Origin of the sequence: uncultured Thiodictyon sp., assembly GCF_903828115.1 — a bacterium.
Lineage (GTDB): Bacteria > Pseudomonadota > Gammaproteobacteria > Chromatiales > Chromatiaceae > Thiodictyon.
On the sequence record NZ_CAIKKU010000622.1, the window covers coordinates 1 to 4,110 of the forward strand.

A 4,110-nucleotide genomic window follows, 5' to 3' on the forward strand; every position below is an offset into this window, starting at 1 on the left:
AGCCCAGGGCAACGCCCTGGGTGATCTGTTGTTATGGGTCCCAGCCCTGAAAGGGCGTGACATACCAGCCCAGGGCAACGCCCTGGGTAGTCTGTTGTTATGGGTCCCAGCCCTGAAAGGGCGTGACATACCAGCCCAGGGCAACGCCCTGGGTGGTCTGTTGTTGAGGGTCCCAGCCCTGAAAGGGCGTGACATCGGCAACGCGGGAACCGTGACCGATGGTGGATGCGGCGCGCCCGACCGCCGGACCAGACGTAGGGTCCGCTGTGCGGACCGAGCGCCGCCGCTGACGCAGGGTCGCCGACCACACAGACGAAGACTAGAATGCCCTGATGCCTGACCGCCTCACCCTCCCGCAACTGGAAAGCTACCTCTGGGGCGCCGCCACCATCCTGCGCGGCCTCATCGATGCCGGCGACTACAAGCAGTTCATCTTCCCGCTGGTGTTTTACAAGCGCCTGTCGGATGTCTGGGACGAGGACTATGCGCAGGCGCTCGCGACCTACGCCGACGATGCGGTGCTCGCCCGTGCGCAGGCCGACGAGCGCTTCGCCGTCCCCGCGGGCGCCCACTGGGACCAGGTGCGCACCGTCGCCCGGGACCTGGGCCGTGCACTGCAGGACGCCATGCGCGCCATTGAGGCCGCCAACCCGGGGCGCTTCGACGGCATCTTCGGCGACGCCCCCTGGACCAACAAAGAGCGCCTGCCCGACGGCACCTTAAAGGACCTGCTGGAGCACTTCGCAGGTCAGATTCTCTCCACCGCCAAGGTCCCCGAGGACACGCTCGGCGACGCCTATGAATACCTGATCGGCAAGTTCGCCGACGACGGCGGCCACACCGCGCAGGAGTTCTACACCAACCGCACCGTCGTCCACCTGATGACCCAAATGCTCCAGCCCCAACCCGGCGAGCGCATCTATGACCCCACCTGCGGCACCGGCGGCATGTTGCTCTCGGCGCTCGCGCAGGTGAAGTGCGCCGGGGGCGAGCCGCGCACGCTGCGTCTCTACGGACAGGAGCGCAACCACATGACCGCCTCCATCGCCCGCATGAACCTGGTCCTGCATGGGGTCGAGGACTTCGACATCCAGCGCGGCGACACCCTGGCCGAACCGCGCTTCACGGACGCCGACCGGCTGCGCACCTTTGATGTGGTACTCGCCAATCCGCCATATTCGATTAAGCAGTGGAACCGCGACGCCTGGCAGTCGGACCCCTGGGGCCGGAACTTCCTCGGCACCCCGCCCCAGGGCCGCGCCGACTATGCCTTTTTTCAGCATATCCTCAAAAGCCTGGACCCGCGGACCGGGCGCTGCGCCATCCTCTTTCCGCACGGCGTCCTGTTCCGCAAGGAAGAGGCCGCGATGCGCCGCAAGCTGATCGAGGCCGACCTGGTCGATTGCGTGCTGGGTCTCGGTCCCAACCTCTTCTTCAACTCCCCGATGGAGGCCTGCGTCGTCCTCTGCCGCACCAGCAAACCGCCGCAGCGCCAGGGCCGCATCCTCTTCATCGACGCACTCGAGGCAATCACCCGCGAGCGCGCCTACAGCTTCCTCAAACCCGAGCACCAGCGACGCATCGCCGACGCCTACCAGGCCTTTGCCGAGGTACCCGGCTTCGCCGCGGTCGCCACGCGCGCGGCGGTCGCCGTCGGCGACTACAGCCTGTCCATTCCGCTCTATGTCAAACGGGGCAAGCCCGCGAACGGTGCGGCGCCGGACGGGCGTAGCCTGGCGGCGGTGTGGGCGGATTGGGAGGCGGAGGGGGAGGGGTTCTGGCAGCAGATGGATGCCTTGGTCGATACGCTGGACGTGTTGTGCGAAAGAGCTTGTGGGGATTCGTAGAATCCACACAAGCTCAGCGCTGAATCCCCACAAGTGCTTGTGGGGATAGTGATCGCCTTCCGCTCGTGACACCGCTCCACAGTGGCGTCGCGCAGGTGGTGGGCACGCCGTCCCCCCGAACCCTGCGACTGGTCTGATGTTCAAGGCCCCGCAAGCCGGGCCCGCGGGGGCGGGACGCCCCCGCTCCTTTGGCACTATAATGCTCATGACACACCCGCCACGCTTGGCCGGTTTCGACTGGGCAGCGCAACCATGGCGGGTTTTTTTCCCTGGGCATCCGATGAAGGCCCAGGGGAGCGCGCGTAGGACGGACACCAGCCAGGCCGGGTATTTCCTCTTGGAGATTTTCCATGTCGAGCGTGACAGTCACCCTCTCCAGCCGGGGACAGGTTGAGATCCCCGAGCATATTCGCGCCGAATTGCATTGGCAAACTGGTCGCGAGTTGATCCTCGAAACCACCCCGGCCGGTCTCCTGCTCAAGCCAAGACCCGCGAATAAAGCGCTCAGGCTGGAGGACCTGCGGGGATTCCTGAAACACGCCGGCCCGCCGCTGTCCACCGATGCGCTCTGCGCACCGGTCGATATCGGCGCCGAGTGGGACGCCGCGGAGAGCCATGGTCAATGATCGCCTTCGACACCAATTTACTGGTGCGACTTATCGTCGATGATCACCCGCGGCAGGCGGACGTGGCTGAGCACCTGCTCAAACAGCATCGCGTCCTCATATCCCGGACCGTGCTGTTGGAAACCGAATGGGTCTTGCGATCACTCTACCAGACTCCGCGTGAGCGTATCCATGCGTTTTTCCAGTTGATGATACAGACGGAAAACGCCGAACTCGAAGACGCAGCGGCCATCGAGCAGGCGCTCGCGTGGTATGCGATGGGGGCTGACTTCGCCGATGCACTGCACCTCGCGGCGAGCGGCAGTGCCGTGATGCATACCTTCGATAAGGATTTTTGTAAGGCGGCGCGGAAGGCCGGAATTGCGCCGCAGGTTCGGGTATGGAAGGTTTGAAGGCGGGGTGGCGACGGGTCAGGTTCGGCGATGTCGTAAAACTGAACCAGGAGACGAGCAAAGATCCTGCGGCCGATGGGCTGGACCGCTACGTCGGTCTGGAGCACATCGAGCCTGGCGACCTGCGTATCCGCTCCTGGGGCGAGATCGCCGACGGGACCACCTTCACCAACCGCTTCCGACCGGGGCAGGTGTTGTTTGGCAAGCGCCGGGCCTATCAGCGGAAGGTCGCGGTCGCGGATTTTGATGGGATCTGCTCCGGCGATATCTATGTGCTGGAATCCAGAGACCCGAATCTGCTGCTGCCGGAACTGTTGCCGTTCATTTGCCAGACGGATGGGTTTTTTGAGCACGCCGTTGCGACCTCGGCCGGTTCGCTGTCACCGCGGACTAATTGGAAGAGTCTCGCGGAATACGAATTCACATTGCCCGCGCTGGAGGAGCAGCAGCCAATTCTGTCATTATTGCAGAAAGCCGAGAGTAATGTTCTATTGATACGTGCGGCCATGGAGTCTTTGGAAAAACTGCGCTACTCCCTTTCGATTCACCGTTTCTTGGGCACTCCGTTAGCAGAAACGGTTACAGGCCGAGACCTCATACGCCGAAAAGCCCTCTCGCTGCAAACTGGGCCATTTGGGAGCGTTCTGAAGGCATCGGCGTATCAAAGCGTTGGCGTTCCGATAATTAACCCGGTGAACATTACGAACGGTAAAATGGTTTTCCCTGACGGCCCGTTTCTGGGAGAAGACGACCGGCAAAGACTTGCGAAATACTGGATGATGCCCGGAGATGTCGTCATGGGAAGGAAACGTCACATGCACAAACTGGTCTACGTCGAGCAGGAACATGAAGGCTTTGTTGTTGGTTCTGACTGCATACGATTCCGGGTGGACAAGGCTATAATCAATCCTAGGTATTTTTTCTATTTTCTGAAATCCGACTCAACCCAGCACTGGCTCCAGGCGCAGGCGGGCGGCAATGGGACTGTGATGCCCGGCATGAATGAGCGCATCTTGGAGCGGCTGGAAATCTATTTGCCAGATAGCCCAAAGCAAGAACAAATTGCCTCTGAATTCAGTAACATTGATGCAGCGGAAAAATCGCTCAGTGCTCGATTATTTCAGGCGACCAGCTTCAAGAATCATTTGATCTCGCTCCCAGGCTCCGATGTCACTGCCGTTAAGTCAAGCGCCCCAGCCCAAGCGCCTGGAGTCCAAGGCTTCAGCCTTGGAGCGCGCCAAGGCT

Annotated in this window: 4 protein-coding genes; all 4 read left to right on the forward strand. The window is 62.0% G+C overall.

The annotated features are described in order from the left end of the window. Positions 1-332: 332 nt before the first annotated feature. Entirely contained in the window at positions 333-1,847 is a 1,515-nt protein-coding gene (locus QZY48_RS23410; protein ID WP_295435618.1) for a class I SAM-dependent DNA methyltransferase, read from the forward strand. Between the two features lie 350 nt (positions 1,848-2,197). Further along, positions 2,198-2,473 (forward strand): AbrB/MazE/SpoVT family DNA-binding domain-containing protein, encoded by a 276-nt coding sequence (locus QZY48_RS23415; protein WP_295435619.1) that lies wholly within the window; start codon positions 2,198-2,200, stop codon positions 2,471-2,473. After that, positions 2,470-2,865 (forward strand): type II toxin-antitoxin system VapC family toxin, encoded by a 396-nt coding sequence (locus QZY48_RS23420; protein WP_295435621.1) that lies wholly within the window; start codon positions 2,470-2,472, stop codon positions 2,863-2,865. The genes QZY48_RS23415 and QZY48_RS23420 overlap by 4 nt, the downstream gene beginning before the upstream one ends. Further along, positions 2,853-4,110, forward strand: a 1,258-nt coding sequence (locus QZY48_RS23425; protein WP_295435623.1) for a restriction endonuclease subunit S, incomplete at its 3' end; no start/stop codon positions are given. The genes QZY48_RS23420 and QZY48_RS23425, both read left to right, overlap by 13 nt.